The organism is Arthrobacter sp. SDR-2R, assembly GCF_057747955.1.
Genome location: NZ_CM173231.1, coordinates 392,020 through 406,037, shown reverse-complemented (window position 1 = coordinate 406,037; position 14,018 = coordinate 392,020). Strand labels below are relative to the sequence as shown.

The window sequence follows — 14,018 nt, the reverse complement described above, 5'->3', positions numbered from 1 at the left end:
ACGCTGTAAACTAAAGCCCTAATTACCGGCGGCGTCAAGGGATCCTAGAGGATCTTTTCTGTCTACTCCCTATGTCCCGGTGCTCTTGACCGGAGAAGGCCCCACTCTGCACAATGAAAGCGTTTCCCCACTTTCGAAAGATTGCGAACCGATGACGAGCAAATTGCAGGAGCGGACCAAACCTACGCTCGCTACCGTGGCCAGGCAGGCAGGGGTTTCGGCGCCTACGGTGTCCAAAGTGGTGAACGGGCGTGAGGACGTGGCCCCCGAAACCAGGGCCCGGATCCTTGCCGCACTGGAGCAGGCGGGCTACCAGTCGCCTGTCCAGCGCCGGGCGGCCGCCGAAAGCGGGACCGTGGTGGAAGTAGTGATCGACGTGCTCGACTCCGCATACACCATCCAGGTCCTCAACGGCATCCTGCAGTTCGCTGCCGCCGCCGACGTCGAAATCCTGGTCAGCGTGACCGGCCAGTCCACCCCCGCCCGCCACACCCCCGAGCGCCGGGCGCAGCGGATGCTCGAAGAGGGCAGGGCCGGGATGATCGTGGTGACCTCGGCCTTCAGCGAGGCGCAACTGCACGCGTTCAGGCGCCGCCACATCCCCGTCGTCGTCATCGACCCGCTTAACCCGCCCTCCGCCGACGTCGTCAGCGTTGGGGCCACCAACTGGGCCGGCGGCAAAGCTGCCACCGAGCACCTGCTGGGACTGGGACACCGCCTCATTGCCTACATCGGCGGCATAGAGGGCGCTGAATGCAACCAGGCGCGGCTGCACGGATACATGGCAGCCCTGATGGCACAAGGGATCAAGGTGGACCCCCAGTACGTTGTTTCCGGCGGCCGGTTCCGGACGGAGAGTGGGGTCAATGGATTCAAAGAGCTGCTGAAGCTTGACCCGCGCCCCACGGCGATCTTCGCCGGAAGCGACACCATTGCCCTGGGCGTCCTCAGCGAAGCGCGGCGCCACGGAATCAGGGTTCCCGAGGACATCAGCCTCATCGGCTTCGACGGCACCAACCAGGGTGAGCAGTCCGTTCCATCGCTGAGTTCCGTGGCCCAGCCCCTGGAGGAGATGGGGCGGGCGGCCCTAAGGTCGCTACTGCGGCAGGTGCAAGGCGAAGTCCTCGATTCCCACCGAGTGGAACTGGCAACCCAGGTAATCGTGCGGGAATCCACCGCCCCTCCCGCGGACTGAAAGACAACCATGAAAATCACCCATCTCGACACCGTGGTCGTGGACTTCTACCGGACGAACCTCATCTTCGTCCGGCTTACAACTGACGAGGGGCTCACCGGCATCGCCGAGGCGACCCTCGAAGGGCAGGAACATGCTGTCCTCGGGGCGGTGGCTGTCCTTGCCGAAGCCGTCAGGGGCAAGGACCCCACGCGGATCACCCAGACCATCTATGAGCTCAACCGCGACGCCTACTGGCGCGGCGGTCCGGTATCCATGACAGCCCTGAGCGCCCTTGAGATGGCGATGTGGGATGTTTCGGCGCGGGCCTTGGGCGTCCCGGTCCACCGGATGCTGGGGGGACAGGTCCGCGACCGGGTCCGCGCCTACGCCAACGGCTGGTTTTCCGGGGCCATCACTCCGGAGGATTTCGCCGAGGCCGCTGTACGGACGGTCGGCCAAGGCTTCCGCGGCCTAAAGTGGGACCCTTTCGAGGCCGCGGACCTTTTCCTGGAACCGCGGGACCTGCGGCGCATGCTTGAACCTGTTGAGGCAGTGCGGGCGGCAGTGGGCGACGACGTTGAACTGTTCATAGAAGGCCACGGCCGCTTTGATGTCCCCACAGCCATCCGGGTGGCCCGCGAACTTGAACGGTTCCAGCCGGTGTTTTTCGAGGAACCGTGCCCGCCGGACGGGATCGACGCCCTCGTGGAGGTGCACAGCAAGTCCCCTGTTCCCATTGCCGCGGGGGAGAGATGGATGGGCCGGAACACCTTCATTCCCGCCCTGGCCCGCAACGCCGTGGATTACATCCAGCCGGACGTCACGCACGCCGGCGGGCTGCTGGAACTGTCGTTCATTTCCACTCTGGCGGCAGCCCATTATGTGCCGTTCGCACCGCACAACCCCAGCGGGCCGCTCAGCACTGCGGCAACCCTGCAGCTCGGGGCCACACTGCCGAATTTCCGGTACCTGGAGATCATGGCCACGGACGTGCCGTGGCGCAGCGACATCTCCAGTGAGCGCCTTCAGCTGACGGCAGACGGCGATGTCATGATCCCCGACGGCGCTGGGCTGGGCATCGACCTCGACTATGACGCGATCGCGGAGCATCCTTTCACGCCGCATCCCATGCGGATCTTCAGCGACGTGGTGGCCGATATCCGGCCGCCGGACGCCCGGTCCTACTTCAACCTCGCAGGCGCAGGCGTCCGCTGACGCGTCGGACAACGAAAAAACGGCGGCGTCCGCCCGGCCTAATAACCGGCCGGAGGCCGCCGCTGCGGGTGGGTGCCTAGCGCTTGACCGCCTCGAGCTTGAGCAGCTTGGCGATAACGCCGTCGAATTCGGAGTCGTCGAAGATCTTCTTCCAGTCGGCCTTGATGATGCTGTCCTTGCCGTACCAGGGTTGGCTCCAGGATGGCGAGCTGCTTGACGGTGACCCAGTGCACGTCGATGACGGGAGCGTAGATGGTGCGGATGACGGCCTCGGCAGAGTCACGGGAGGCGCCGGACTTCAGGTTGTTACGCTTGGGAGGTGTCCGTAGAATCTGCCGCCTCGACGGCCAAGATCAGTGCCGCCCTGGGCTCCCTGGGGCGCCTTGGAAATCCTGGGCATCGTGGTGGTCCGTCCCGGCTCCGGCACCTATCTTCGGGACGGCGTCTCCGAACTCCTGCCCCGGACCCTCAGTTGGGGACTGATGCTCGGTGCGCCGCGGACGCGTGAACTCGTTGAGCTGCGCAGCGGACTGGAAGTCCAGGCTGCCCAGCTGGCCGCGGAGCGCATAACGGAAGAGGCGCTTGGCCGCATGCGCGGCAACCTGGCTGCGCTGAAGGAACACACGAAGATCTATGAGGCTCTGGCGGCGCGATGCGGAGGCCGTCACGGCCACCATGCGATCGCATATGCAGACCGCGTCCCGGCGCCTGCTGGCCGGTTTCGACGCCTCGCAGTAGGTTCCCGCGTATCAGTTGAGCGAGGCCGCCAGCTTTTCCCGCTGTGGATCGTCGCCCGTCCGGCGCGGGCCCACTGAACCGCGGCGCACCAGGGTGGCCGTGAACTGCGCCGGAGCGGCGGGCGGCAGCCCCTCCATCTGGCGGATCAGTGCCTTGGCTGCCGCCACGCCCATGTTGTAGACCGGCTGGGCGATGACCGTCAGGGGCGGCGTGGTGAGCCTGGTCCATGCGAAGTCGTCGTACATCAGGAATGACACATCGGCCGGAATGGACAGGCCCAATTCCTGGATCGCTTCCACCACGCTGAGGGCAATCAGGCCGTCCGAAGCGACCACTGCCGTGGCTTGGTCCGGGCCCCGGAGCACTTCGCGGGTGATGCTGCGGATCGAGTCGGCATCGCCGGCATTCAACCTGACCAGGTCTTCCGGGAAGGGCAGCCCCGCCGCAAGGAAAGCGTCCCGCATCCCCTCGATGCGGTCCGCAATCTGGGAGGACTCCAGGGTCATGCCCGGCGTGTAGGGGGTGTCCGTCCGCAGTGTGGAGATGAAGGCGATACGCCGGTGCCCTGCCTCGAGCAAATACTGCGTAGCTTCCCTGGAAATCCGCGCCATGTCCACGGCCATGGTCTCCACCTTGAGGTCGCCGGCGGTGCGGTCGATGAACACCAGGGGGCGTCCGGACCGGTGCACCTCCTGCAGGTGTTCGGTGTCCACTGATGATGCCGGGGCGACGATGAGGCCGTCCACCCGCTTGTCCAGCAACACCCGCACCGCGTCCACTTCCGCCGCCCGGTCCTCGTCGGTGTTGACCAGGATGACGTTGTACCCGGCCTTCTTGGCAGTGTCCGTGATGCCCCGGGTAGCAAGGCCGAAATGCGGGTTTTCGATGTCACCCACCACCACGCCGATGGTGTGCGATTTTCCGGTGTTCATGCTGCGGGCCAGCTCGTTGGGACGGTAGGAAAGCGCCTCGGCAGCGGCGAGGACGCGCTCGCGGACGTCGTCGCTGACCGCGCCGTAATTGCCCAGTGCACGGGCGGCCTGTGCCTTGGAGACCTGCGCAGCTTTTGCGACGTCGGCAACGGTTACGTCCCGCCGTCGTGCTCCATCACCGTTCATCTTCACCTTTCGACGGGGTTGTTGACGCCCCATGTGACATCGGCTACATTTCAATCAATCGATGTGAGTCCGGTCTCAATCCTAAGCTGTGAGACCGGACTCAACAAGAGCATCGACGACTTTCTTCGGCGGCCCTGACAGCACCGCCTTCCCACCAACGATTGGACAACGCTGTGAAGAAAAAGAATCTCCGACCTGCCGGATTTGCCGCGGCAGCCCTGGCCGCGGTCCTGGCGCTCTCCGGCTGCAGCTCCACCTCCGCCGCCTCCACCACAGAGAACAACCCCTACGGACTGATCCAGCCAGGCACCATCCGGGTGGCAAGCCTGGGTGACTCAAAGCCGTACACCTTCGCCGATGCCTCCGGAAACTTCACCGGCTTCGACGTGGAACTCTTCAAGGACGTGGCCCACCGGGCCGGTGTGGACAACGTGGTCTTCACCGGGCAGGACTTCTCGGGGCTCCTTGCCGCAGTGGCAAACGGACAGTTCGACGCCGGCGTCGCAGCCATCGGCATCACCGACAAGCGCAAGGAAACCGTGGACTTCTCGGACGGTTACCTGGCCGGCTACCTCACGGTCATCACCACCAAGACCTCCGGCATCACCAGCGCGGACGGGCTGGCCGGCAAACGCCTGGGCGTGGTCCAGGGAACCCTGCAGGAAGCCTATGCGGTGAAGAACTTCACCTCGGCCAGCCTGGTCCGCTTCCCTGACAACAACACCGCGATCGCCGCCGTGAACAGTGGAACGGTGGACGCGCATTTCCTGGATTACGAGGCCGCCAAGGCTTACGAGGAGCAGCACGGCCTGGTCAGCGCCGCGGACATCCCGTCCTTCGACGCCCCGGCCGGGTTCGCAGTGGCCAAGGGCAAGACGGCCTTCAAGGAAGCCCTGAACAAGGGCCTGGCCGCAGCCATGGAGGACGGCACCTGGAAGAAGCTCTACCAGAAGTGGTTCCCGGGCTCACCGATGCCCGAGCAGTACCTGCCCAAGGCCGAGCAGACCGCATCACCCTCGCCAAGCAAGTAGCCCCCAAGCATTATTTGCCGGGCTGTCAGGCCTTAGGGCCACCGGGCCGGGCGGGCCGCCGTAAGCGGCCTGCCCGGCACCTCCCCTTCATCTACGTCTGAGAGCAATCATGGACTGGCTCAACACCATCATCCGTACCTTCTTCGACTTCGGCGCTATGGCCGAGGTCCTGCCCCAACTCCTGGCGGTCGGCCTGCTGAACACGCTGATCATTTCCATTGCCGCCACCGTCCTTGGCACGGTGCTGGGAATGGTGGTGGCCGTCATGGGCATCTCACCATCCAAGTGGCTGCGGGTCCCGGCCAGGATCTACACGGACCTTTTCCGTGGCCTGCCCGCCATCCTCACCATCCTGCTGATCGGCCAGGGCTTTGCCCGCCTGAGCCAGTCGATCTTCGGCCCGTCACCCTACCCGCTGGGCATCATCGCGCTGAGCCTGATCGCCAGCGCCTACATCGGGGAGATCTTCCGCGCCGGGATCCTCAGCGTGGACAAGGGCCAGGGCGAGGCCTGCCGTGCCCTGGGCATGAGCTACGCCAAATCCATGGCCCTGGTGGTGGTACCCCAGGGCGTCCGCCGGGTCCTCCCGGCCCTGGTGAACCAGTTCATCGCCATCGTCAAGGACTCCTCCCTGGTGTACTTCCTGGGCCTGCTGGTCACCGAACGCGAACTCTTCCGCGTGGGCCAGGACGCCGCCGTGCTGTCCGGGAACCTTTCACCCCTGGTGGCCGCCGGACTCCTCTACCTGGTGATTACCGTCCCGCTGACGCACCTGGTGAACCACTTCGACAACAAGTTCCGCACCGGCCGCCGCCGCGCCGCACCACCCACCAGCGGCCTGAAGGAAGTCAAGGAACTCGACGCGGCCTCGCCGCTCACAGCCGGGAGCAACACATGAACACCCCAACCCCCACCACCATGAATGCGGCCACCTCGGAGGAACAGTCGTTCCGCGGCTCAAGCCTGGAACTGCGCAACCTCACCATGGCCTACGGCGACATCGAGGTACTGCGCAACGTCAGCCTCACCGTGGCGCCGGGCACCACCACCTGCATCATTGGCCCCTCAGGATCCGGAAAATCCACCCTGCTGCGCGGCGTCAACCGGCTGCACGAACCCAAGAGCGGGAACGTCCTGCTCGCAGGCGACAGCACCCTGACCGTCAACCCGGACACACTCCGCACCCGCATCGGCATGGTGTTCCAGCATTTCAACCTCTTCCCGGACCACACCGCCGAGGAAAACGTGGCCCTGGCCCTCTGGAGCGTCAAAGGCATGCCCAAGGCCCAGGCCATGGAACGCGCCCGCCAACGGCTCGCCGAGGTTGGCCTCGCCGAACGCGCCGACCACCGCCCCCGTGACCTCTCCGGCGGCCAGCAGCAACGCGTCGCCATCGCGCGGGCCCTGGCCATGGAACCCGAAGTGATGCTCTTCGACGAGGCCACCAGCGCCCTGGACCCCGAACTGGTCAAGGGCGTCCTGAACCTCATGGCCGGCCTGGGCCGCCGGGGCATGACCATGCTCGTCGTCACCCACGAAATGGGCTTCGCCCGGAAAGTGGCAGACCAGGTGGTCTTCATGGATGAAGGCGAAGTAGTGGAGGCCGGGACACCCGCCCAACTCTTCGACAATCCCCGCAGCGAACGCCTCCAGCGCTTCCTTTCCGAGGTGCTCTGATGGGTGCGGTTGCAGCGGCACCCATCCGGACCGCCGTCGTCGGTTTTGGAATCTCCGGCAAGGTCTTCCACGCGCCCCTGGTGGCGGCCAACCCGGACCTCTCGCTGGACGTCATCGTCACTGCCCAGCCGGAACGTGCGGCGGAGGCGGCACGCCTGTATCCGCAGGCACGGATTGCCGGCACCCCGGAGGAGCTGTTCGCCCTGGCCGCGGACCTGGACCTGGTCATCCTGGGCACCCCGCCGCACACGCACTACGGGCTGGCCGCGACAGCCATCGCCCACGGCCTGCATGTGGTGGTGGACAAGCCTTTCGTCCCCACGTCCGCCTTGGGCGGGGAGCTGATCAGCAGGGCGGCCGACGGCGGGGTGCAGCTAACGGTGTTCCAGAACCGCCGGTGGGATGCAGACTTCCTCACCCTGCAGAAGGTGCTGGCGTCCGGAGACCTTGGCGGGGTCACCAGCTTTGAATCGCGGTTCGAATGGTGGCGGCCCGAAGGCTTCGGAAACTGGCGGGACACCGTGTCCCTGTCCGAGGGCGGCGGCATCCTGCACGACCTCGGCGCGCACCTGATCGACCAGGCCATCCACCTTTTCGGCCCGGTGGAACGGAGCTACGGCGAGACGGCCAACCGCGGTCCGCATCCGGACGCGGCGGATACGGAAGCGTTCGTGTCGTTGCTGCACGCCTCCGGCGTCCGGACGCGGCTCTGGATGAACGGCATGGCCGCCCAGGCCGGGCCGCGGTTCCACGTCCTCGGTTCCCGCGCCGGCTACACCAAGTGGGGCCTGGACGGACAGGAACCTGCCCTCGCTGCCGGGACGCCGCCGTCGGACCCCGCCTATGGTGTGGAACCCCAGGAGCGTTGGGGGCTCCTGGGGGTGGACGGGGCAACGGCGGCCGTCCCCGCCGAACGCGGCGCCTACCCGCAGTTCTACGTCCAGCTGGCCGCCGCCCTGCACGGGAACGGGCCGCTGCCGGTGGATCCCGCCGAACCGCTTGAGGTGCTGAAGGTGATCGAGGGCATCCACGCCCTGGCCTGACGCCACACCCAATTTCCCCTGCTTTCCCTGACGCGTCGTCAGCGTCTTCCGCAACCACGAATTCCACAGAAAGGGACACCATGTCCTCTCTTCCAGCCACCAAGCGCGTTGCCGTCATCGGCGGCGGCATCCTCGGCGTTTCCACCGCGGTCCACCTGCTCCGCGAAGGAGCGTCCGTGATCCTGCTGACCGAACGCGGCCTCGCCAGCGAAGCCAGCGGCCGCTCGCTGTCCTGGCTCAACTCCGCCGGCGAACGGTCCACCCCGTACCACCAGCTGCGGGTGGCCGGCGTGGACCGCTACCGCACCCTCTTCGCCTCGGACCCCAGCCGCGACTGGCTGCAGTTTGGCGGCGGCCTGATGTGGAACGCCGCGGGGCAGGGCGAGGCCACCGCGGCCCGGCACGCCTACGAAAAGTCCATCGGCTACGACTCCCGGCTTCTCGCCCCCAGCGGTATCGCAGCCACCACCCCCGGCATCGATGCGGACGCCGTGCCGGAGAATGCCATCTTCAATCCCGGCGAGGGCTGGGTGAGCCTGCCGGACCTGATCGACTTCCTCATGGAGGAGTTCCACGCCCGCGGCGGCGAACTGGTCCTGAACGCGGGAAAAGCCTCCGTCATGGTGGAAGGCGGCCGCACCTCCGGCGTGGAGACAGCGTCGGGCGGGACATACCCGGCCGACGCCGTGCTGGTGGCCTGCGGCGCGGCGACGCCCGCCGTCGTCCAACCCCTGGGAGTGCACATCCCCAACGGCTCTCCCGTGTCCATGCTGGTGGTGACCAAGCAGGTGCAGCACGACGTGGCCGCGGTGATGAACACCCCGCGCGCAGCCTTGCGGCCCAACCCGGGCGGGACGTTTGCCCTGGACCACGACTGGTACGAGGAACACATTACCGAGCACGCGGACGGCTCCTTCAGCATCCCCGATGAGGTGGTCCAGGAACTGGCCGATGAGGCATCGAAGCTTGTTGCCGGCAATCCGGAACTCAAGCCCGCCTCCTGGAAGATGGGCTATAAGCCCATTCCCGGGGACGGCGAACCCGTCCTGGGCGAACTGGGCCAGGTGCCCGGCTGCTTCGTTGCCTTCACGCATTCCGGCGCCACGCTGGGACTCATTGCCGGTGAGCTCCTGGCCGGGGAAATCCTGACCGGCAGGAAGCACCCCATGCTGGCCACCTTCCGGCCGGGACGCTTCTCCTAAGCCGGGCTGCAAAGGGGCGGGGCCGGGCGGATTGCGGCTCCGCCCTTTTGCCTGTGCCGTCCGGGCTGGATGCCGTCCGGCGTGTCAGGCGCCCAAATGACCGGTGAGCCGGCGGTGGAATCCGGTGCTGCGCTCATCGAGGCCTTCGATCCTCACCGTGGCCCCGTGGTCCGCGTATTTCGTTTCAATGGAGTCGAGGGCGGCCACCGTCGAGGCGTCCCAGATCTGTGCACGGCTGAGGTCGATGGACACCAGGCCCGGATCGTCCGCGTAGGCGAAGTGTTCCACCAGGTCGTTGCTGCTCCCGAAAAACAGCGGGCCCACCACCTGGTAGCGGACACTCTCCCCGTCGCCGGCCAGGGTCCTCTCAACAGTGATCACATGCGCCACCCGGCGGGCGAACAGGACCATGGCCAGGATGACGCCGACGAGGACGCCGTAGGCCAGGTTCCCCGTCAGCACCACGACGGCGACAGTAACAGCCATGACCAGTGTCTCCGGTATGGGCATCCGCTTCAGGGTGGACGGTTTGACGCTGTGCCAGTCCACCGTGGTGACGGCAACCACCATCATGACCGCGGCGAGGGCCACCATGGGAATCTGCCCCATGATCGAGCTGAGCCCGGTCACCAGGGCCAGCAGGAACAGTCCGGCCACGAACGTCGAAATGCGGGTGCGGGCCTGGCCGGTCTTCACATTGAGGACGGTCTGCCCGATCATGGCGCAGCCGGCAATGCCGCCGTAGAAACCGGCGAGGATGTTCGATACGCCCAGCCCCCAGGACTCGCGTCCCTTATGGGACGGGGTGCCGGTGATGTCATCGACGAGTTTCGCTGTGAGGAGGGTTTCCATGAGGCCGACGAACGCCACACTCAGTGCCGTGGGCAGGACCAGCTGGAAGGTGGCAAGGTCAAGCGGGAAAAGGAACGGGGTGATCCCCGGCAGCTTGCCCGTAAGGGGACCTTCGTCCGCGACGCTTGGAACGGCCACGCCGGCGATGATGACGATTGCCGTGACGGCCACGATGGCAACCAGCGGCGACGGAACCACCTTGGTGAAGCGCGGAAGGACGAAAATGATCGCGAACGTCAGGGCGAACAGGACGTAGGCGGGCCAGGGGACATTGAGGACATGGGGCACCTGCGCCATGAAGATCAGCACGCCCAGGGCGTTGACGAATCCGATCATCACCGATCTGGGGATGAAGCGCATCAGCCGGGCAAGGCCGGCCAGGCCAAAGACCACCTGGATCACGCCGGCGAGCAGCACGGCGGGCAGGACGTACTGGACACCGTGCTGGTGCACCAGCGGGGCGATCACCAGGGCGACGGAACCGGCTGCGGCGGTAACGACGCCGGGCCGGCCGCCAAGGACCGACATCGCCAGGGCCAGCACGATGGAGGCGACCAGGCTCACCATGGGATCCACCCCGGCCACGATCGAGAAGGATATGACCTCGGGGACCAGGGCCAGGGTGGTGACCATGCCGGCCAGGACCTCGCGGGAGAGCTGCCGCGGGGAGCGCACGGCGGTCAGGACAGTGGTCGGTTGCCGGACGGGGCGGGGGCGGGCGGTGACGGCCAAGGAGCGGCTCCAGGGGACATGGCTCTCCTGGGAGAGCGGGTGTGCAACGTTTCTGCGCGCCACGGTGCGCACGGGTCCAGCCCGGCCATGGAAGACAATGGGGTGGGAAGGGAATGCGCCGGTGGCTTTCGGCTGCATAGGCAACACTACCCGCCAGGGTTTATGGAGGGGCAGCCAACCGCGATACGCAGTTCCGCAGCCGTTGCCAAACTGTGGCGCTTCCGCCCGGCCCGGCCCCGGGCGGAAGTAAGCTCGGCTGATAAAATGGCCGGGTTGCAGGGCGGCCATTTGAAGCTGGGGCGAGCAGTGCCGTAACAAGTCAGGGGACCACACAAACATGACGGCAGGCGGGTCACACCTCAGGATGTCGGAGAGCCGGCCGGGCACACCGGCCGGGGTTTCCGTGCCCGCCAAAGGCCGTGCCTACCTGGCAACCCTCGAAGGCTTTGTCGGCGCCCTCATGATGTTCGTCGGTTCCATCGGAACGGGCTGGATCGCCAACGGGTCGCCCATGATCCGGCAACCGGTGGTGATCGCACTCCGTACCGAAGGCTGGGGCGTGGCGGTATCCACCGTGCTGCTGACGGCCGGTGCCATGCTCCTGATGCGCTCCTGGCTTCGCCTGGGCCAGAGGCTGGGGGACTGGGGACAATCCTCCCTGCGGTCCGTGGTGGTGGCCATATCCGCCTGGTCCCTGCCGCTCTTGTTCTGCGTTCCGGTCTTCTCCAGGGACGTCTACGCCTATACGGGGCAGGGCCGCCTGGTCCAGGAAGGCCAGAACCCGTATGAGGTGGGCATTTCCACCCTCAACAACTGGTTCTCCCTGGGGGCCGACCCCGCCTGGGCGGAAAACCGGACCCCGTACGGGCCGTACTTCCTGTGGCTGGCGCGCGCGGTGGTGGGACTGACAGGAGCCCAGCCTGACGCGTCCGTCCTGCTGTTCCGCCTCCTGGCCGGCGTCGGCGTGCTGCTCTGCGTCATCTACGTGCCCAGGCTCGCCGAACTGCACGGGATCAACGGTGCCCGCGCGCTCTGGATCTCCGTGGCCAACCCGTTGTTCCTCATCAGCTTCATCGCCAGTGCCCACAATGACGCCCTGATGGTGGGGCTCGCCGTGGCCGGTGTCTACCTGGCCGCCACCCGCCGCTACCTCCTGGGCGTCCTCCTGGTCACCGCCTCCATCGGCATCAAGCCCATCACCGTCCTGCTGCTGCCGTTCATCGGTGTGATGTGGGCGGGGCCCGCTGCCTCCTGGCCGCGAAAATTCCTGATGTGGGGTGCCACGGCGGGCATCAGCTTCGGCGTGCTGGCCCTGAGCGGCATCCCCTACAACCTCGGCATCGGCTGGACGTGGGCCATCATGGACCCCACCCCCGGCTACACGGGCTACTCGCCGTCGGGCTTCCTGGGCCAGCAGGTGGAGATGCTGGCCAACGCCCTGGGACTGCCCGGCGGAACGCTGGCCACCTGGCTGCGGACCGCCATGAAGTGGGCGGCGATCGCCTTGGTCCTGCTGCTGATGTTCCGCGGCGACTACTCGCGGGCGGTGCGGCGGATGGCCCTGGCGTTCACCGCCGTCGTGATGCTCTCGCCCATCATCCAGCCCTGGTACATCCTGTGGTTCCTGCCGTTCCTGGCGGTCACGGGAATCCGGGACGACTGGCAGATCCGCTCGCTGTACGTGGGCGTGACGTTCTTTGTGGTGTTCGGCGCCCAGGACCAGCTTTCGGTCTGGTCCTTCGTGGAACTGCCCATCGACGCCTCGTCCCTGGCCTTCTTTACGGCCCTGGCCTTCACCTTCTACCTGCTGGTCCTGGACGTCCATACCCGCAAGCTGCTCATCGAGGGCAAGCCGCTGGACGTTGCCCGGCGGGCCTGGCGGTGGGTGGCGGAGCGCCGGGCCGCGCGCCAGGCTGAGGCCCGTGCCGCCGTCGACCGGTCGTCCGGGGGCAGCTAGGCTCCGGCCGGCACCTGGGCTGACGTTTTCCGGCCCAACTCCGCGGTGCGCTTCACCGACCACCACAGCAGGACCACCAGGAGCACGTTGCGGGTGGTCAGGATGGCTGCCATGACGGGGTGCGCATGGATGAGCGGGGTGTAGAACAGCGGGTAGATCACGAACGTTGTCATGGCAATGCCCATCAGCAGGGCGGCCGGGACCTTCCAGCGCTCCCAGTCATGCGCCAGGCCGGCGATGATCACCGGTGCCAGCCAGATGATGAACTGCGGCGAGCCCACCTTGTTGAACACGATGAAGGCGGTAACCATCATGAGCGCGCCTTCGAGGAACAGTTCCTCGCGTTCGGCGCCGCGCCGCAGGGCGCGGACCAGAAGGATGGCCGCGGTGACGGCCGCAAGGACCAGCAGCGGCTGCATCAGGAATGCGGCGGTGCCGGCACCGGGGCCGTAGACCTCGGTGGAATTGATGGCGGTGTTGTCGGCCATCCGTGAACCGGCGATGTGGAAAACGCTCAGCCACACCCAGGGCGTGGAGAAGGTGGCCTCAAGCTGCATTCCGCGCTCGCCCTGGTTCAGGAGGAAGTCCATGATGTGCGGCAGCCCGCCGGTCAGCCACGTGCCCAGGCCCACCACCGCGGTGACGGCGGCGCCGGCGAGGACCACCTGGATCCGCTTGTGGCTGGCGATGACGATCGGGACCAGGACGGCTGCGGGCCAGACCTTGATCCAGGTGGCGATGCTGAGCAGGACGCCGGCCACGACGGGCCGTTCAGCGGCATAGAGCAGGGCGATCAGCACGATCGGCGCTGTGATGCCCTCCACCCTGGCGAAGCTGAGGTAGCCCATGAACACCGTGAAGAACAGCCACCACCAGGCGGGGGCAATGCCCGTGACCTTCCGCGGGCCACGGGTGAGGTAGACCAGGCCGACGGCGTTGAGCGCCGTGATGATCAGGAACCACACCAGCAGGTAGAGGCCTGGCCCGGCGATGTTGGCCAGGAAGATGGGGATCTGCGCCAGCACCGGGTAGACCCAGGGGCTGATCTTCCCGGTCAGGTCCGCCGGGTTGTAGCCGTCCAGGGCCCACTGCCGGTACTGCTCGGTGTCGCTGAACGTATCGCCGTTCAGGAAAAAGGATGCCATCCAGCCCAGGAAGTACAGATGGACGACGGCGAAGCCCCACCAGACGCTGGATGGGCGGGCGAACCAGTCCACCACTTTTGCCGGGAGCAGTCTGGTGCGGACGGTCACCAGGCGGTCAAAGAACCTCGTGG

At 66.6% G+C, this 14,018-nt stretch carries 12 protein-coding genes and 1 pseudogene; 9 read left to right on the top strand and 4 right to left on the bottom strand.

Annotated elements, in window-relative coordinates; translation table 11 throughout:
* Positions 1-151: 151 nt before the first annotated feature.
* Positions 152-1,195: a LacI family DNA-binding transcriptional regulator gene (locus tag AC3ANU_RS01890; RefSeq protein ID WP_488315360.1), complete on the top strand. Its 1,044-nt coding sequence runs from the start codon at positions 152-154 to the stop codon at positions 1,193-1,195.
* Positions 1,196-1,204: 9 nt separating this feature from the next.
* The gene (locus AC3ANU_RS01885) at positions 1,205-2,392 is read left to right on the top strand and encodes a mandelate racemase/muconate lactonizing enzyme family protein (protein WP_488315359.1); all 1,188 of its coding nucleotides are present in this window, start codon (positions 1,205-1,207) and stop codon (positions 2,390-2,392) included.
* Positions 2,393-2,468: 76 nt separating this feature from the next.
* Here AC3ANU_RS01885 and AC3ANU_RS01880 read toward each other — a convergent pair.
* Positions 2,469-2,682 (bottom strand): annotated as a pseudogene (locus AC3ANU_RS01880) (phosphogluconate dehydrogenase C-terminal domain-containing protein); the annotation flags it as partial.
* Positions 2,683-2,748: 66 nt separating this feature from the next.
* Between AC3ANU_RS01880 and AC3ANU_RS01875 the strand changes: the two are divergent.
* Positions 2,749-3,207, top strand: coding sequence for a FadR/GntR family transcriptional regulator (locus AC3ANU_RS01875; protein WP_488315358.1), 459 nt, complete (start codon positions 2,749-2,751; stop codon positions 3,205-3,207).
* Here AC3ANU_RS01875 and AC3ANU_RS01870 read toward each other — a convergent pair.
* Entirely contained in the window at positions 3,142-4,248 is a 1,107-nt protein-coding gene (locus AC3ANU_RS01870; RefSeq protein WP_018770384.1) for a LacI family DNA-binding transcriptional regulator, read from the bottom strand. The two genes, AC3ANU_RS01875 and AC3ANU_RS01870, sit on opposite strands and share 66 nt — an antisense overlap.
* A 173-nt stretch (positions 4,249-4,421) precedes the next feature.
* Here AC3ANU_RS01870 and AC3ANU_RS01865 point away from each other — a divergent pair, with 173 nt between their 5' ends.
* The 5 genes from AC3ANU_RS01865 to AC3ANU_RS01845 all read left to right on the top strand — a co-directional run bounded on the left by AC3ANU_RS01865 (position 4,422) and on the right by AC3ANU_RS01845 (position 9,201).
* On the top strand, positions 4,422-5,279 hold the full coding sequence (locus AC3ANU_RS01865) for an ABC transporter substrate-binding protein (protein WP_018770383.1): 858 nt from the start codon (positions 4,422-4,424) through the stop codon (positions 5,277-5,279).
* A gap of 109 nt (positions 5,280-5,388) precedes the next feature.
* Positions 5,389-6,177 (top strand): amino acid ABC transporter permease, encoded by a 789-nt coding sequence (locus AC3ANU_RS01860; RefSeq protein WP_018770382.1) that lies wholly within the window; start codon positions 5,389-5,391, stop codon positions 6,175-6,177.
* Positions 6,174-6,956 (top strand): amino acid ABC transporter ATP-binding protein, encoded by a 783-nt coding sequence (locus tag AC3ANU_RS01855; protein WP_018770381.1) that lies wholly within the window; start codon positions 6,174-6,176, stop codon positions 6,954-6,956. Before AC3ANU_RS01860 ends, AC3ANU_RS01855 begins: the two co-directional genes overlap by 4 nt.
* The gene (locus AC3ANU_RS01850) at positions 6,956-7,999 is read left to right on the top strand and encodes a Gfo/Idh/MocA family protein (protein WP_488315357.1); all 1,044 of its coding nucleotides are present in this window, start codon (positions 6,956-6,958) and stop codon (positions 7,997-7,999) included. Before AC3ANU_RS01855 ends, AC3ANU_RS01850 begins: the two co-directional genes overlap by 1 nt.
* 80 nt (positions 8,000-8,079) lie before the next feature.
* Complete coding sequence (locus AC3ANU_RS01845; RefSeq protein ID WP_018770379.1) at positions 8,080-9,201, top strand: NAD(P)/FAD-dependent oxidoreductase; 1,122 nt, start codon at positions 8,080-8,082, stop codon at positions 9,199-9,201.
* 84 nt (positions 9,202-9,285) lie between these two features.
* Here AC3ANU_RS01845 and AC3ANU_RS01840 read toward each other — a convergent pair whose 3' ends face one another.
* Positions 9,286-10,785 carry a SulP family inorganic anion transporter gene (locus AC3ANU_RS01840; RefSeq protein WP_056389664.1) on the bottom strand — a complete coding sequence of 500 codons (1,500 nt, stop codon included), beginning with the start codon at positions 10,783-10,785 and terminating at the stop codon, positions 9,286-9,288.
* A 337-nt stretch (positions 10,786-11,122) separates the two neighbouring features.
* On the opposite strand from AC3ANU_RS01840, the gene mptB reads away from it, so the two are divergent.
* Positions 11,123-12,742, top strand: coding sequence for a polyprenol phosphomannose-dependent alpha 1,6 mannosyltransferase MptB (mptB, locus tag AC3ANU_RS01835; RefSeq protein ID WP_488315356.1), 1,620 nt, complete (start codon positions 11,123-11,125; stop codon positions 12,740-12,742).
* Here mptB and AC3ANU_RS01830 read toward each other — a convergent pair.
* On the bottom strand, positions 12,739-13,995 hold the full coding sequence (locus AC3ANU_RS01830; RefSeq protein WP_056389578.1) for a glycosyltransferase 87 family protein: 1,257 nt from the start codon (positions 13,993-13,995) through the stop codon (positions 12,739-12,741). The two genes, mptB and AC3ANU_RS01830, sit on opposite strands and share 4 nt — an antisense overlap.
* Positions 13,996-14,018 lie beyond the last annotated feature (23 nt).

Bases quoted from the DNA above. Each gene is read 5' to 3' on its own strand.
- AC3ANU_RS01890 (WP_488315360.1), top strand. From the start codon at position 152: ATGACGAGCAAATTGCAGGAGCGGACCAAACCTACGCTCGCTACCGTG.
- AC3ANU_RS01885 (WP_488315359.1), top strand. From the start codon at position 1,205: ATGAAAATCACCCATCTCGACACCGTGGTCGTGGACTTCTACCGGACG.
- AC3ANU_RS01870 (WP_018770384.1), bottom strand. From the start codon at position 4,248: ATGAACGGTGATGGAGCACGACGGCGGGACGTAACCGTTGCCGACGTC.
- AC3ANU_RS01860 (WP_018770382.1), top strand. From the start codon at position 5,389: ATGGACTGGCTCAACACCATCATCCGTACCTTCTTCGACTTCGGCGCT.
- AC3ANU_RS01855 (WP_018770381.1), top strand. From the start codon at position 6,174: ATGAACACCCCAACCCCCACCACCATGAATGCGGCCACCTCGGAGGAA.
- AC3ANU_RS01850 (WP_488315357.1), top strand. From the start codon at position 6,956: ATGGGTGCGGTTGCAGCGGCACCCATCCGGACCGCCGTCGTCGGTTTT.
- AC3ANU_RS01845 (WP_018770379.1), top strand. From the start codon at position 8,080: ATGTCCTCTCTTCCAGCCACCAAGCGCGTTGCCGTCATCGGCGGCGGC.
- mptB (WP_488315356.1), top strand. From the start codon at position 11,123: ATGACGGCAGGCGGGTCACACCTCAGGATGTCGGAGAGCCGGCCGGGC.